At 77.1% G+C, this 1,161-nt stretch carries 1 protein-coding gene; it reads right to left on the bottom strand.

Going from position 1 to position 1,161, the window contains the following annotated elements:
• Positions 1 to 1,127, bottom strand: a 1,127-nt coding sequence (locus NCC78_RS31810) for an RsmB/NOP family class I SAM-dependent RNA methyltransferase (RefSeq protein WP_250799167.1), incomplete at its 3' end; no start/stop codon positions are given.
• Between the last annotated feature and the right edge of the window lie 34 nt (positions 1,128 to 1,161).

Genomic DNA, 1,161 nt, shown 5'->3' with positions numbered 1-1,161 from the left:
CCCGGGCGGACCGCCCGCAGCGCCGCGGCGAGCAGCTCGCGCTGCAACCGGGTCAGCGGCGGCAGGTCCGAGGGCTGCCGCCGCCAGCGCGACTCCGGCCGACGACGCAGCGAGCCCAGCCCGGTGCACGGCGCGTCGACCAGCACCCGGTCGAAGTGGCCCTCCGGCAGCTCCGGGTCGGCACCGACCTCGCGGCCGTCCATGTTGAGCACGGTCACCGGCAACCCCCGGGTGGCCTGTTCGACCAGCCGGGCCCGGTGCTCGGAGACCTCGACGGCGGTCACCCGCGCGTTCCGCTGGGCGGCGAGCGCGCCGAGCAGGCCGGACTTGCCGCCCGGGCCGGCGCACAGGTCCAGCCACCGCCCGTCCGAGCCGTCCAGCGGCGCCACCGCCAGGGCGTTGGCCACCAGCTGGGAGCCCTCGTCCTGCACGTGCGCGCGCCCCTGCGCCAGCGCCGGCAGGTCACCCGGCGCGCCCCCGGACAGATAGACGGCGTACGGGGAGAAGGCGCCCGGGGTGCCCCGGACCTCGTCGGCCAGCTCCACCGCGTCGGCCAGCCCCGGCCGGGCGCACAGGTGCACCGGCGGGCGCTCGTTGTCCTCGATCAGCAGCCGGGCGGTCTCGCCGAGGTCGCCGCCGAGCGCCTCGGAGAACGCCCGCACGATCCACTGCGGGTGGCTGTACGCCAGGGCCAGGTGCCCGATCGGGTCGGTCTCCATCGGCGGGGCGAGCTTCGCCACCCAGGCGTCGGAGTCCCGGCCGGAGACCTCGCGCATGACCGCGTTGGCGAACCCGGTGGCGCCGGGGCCCACCGTGCGGACCAGGTCGACGGTGGAGGAGACCGCCGCGTGCGGGGGCACCCGAGTGTGCAGAAGCTGGTAGGCCCCGATCCGCAGCGCGTCGCGGACCGGCGGGTCGATGCGCTCGACGTCGCGCCCGGCGGCGTCGCTGAGGATCGCGTCCAGGGTGCCGAGATGGCGCAGGGTGCCGTAGGTCAGCTCGGTGGCGAAGGCGGCGTCGCGACCGAACAGCCCCATGTCGCGCAGGATCGTCGGGAGCACCAGGTTGGCGTACGCGTCGTCCCGGTGCACCGCCGCGACCGCCTCGTACGCCGCCTGCCGGGGCAGGTCCGCCGCCGGTCGGGACGGACGCCGGCCGGCG

It is taken from the genome of Micromonospora phytophila (assembly GCF_023656545.1).
Classification (GTDB): Bacteria; Actinomycetota; Actinomycetes; order Mycobacteriales; family Micromonosporaceae; genus Micromonospora; species Micromonospora phytophila.
Note: the sequence above shows the minus strand (reverse complement) of the source record. Positions and strands in the feature narration are given on the sequence as shown.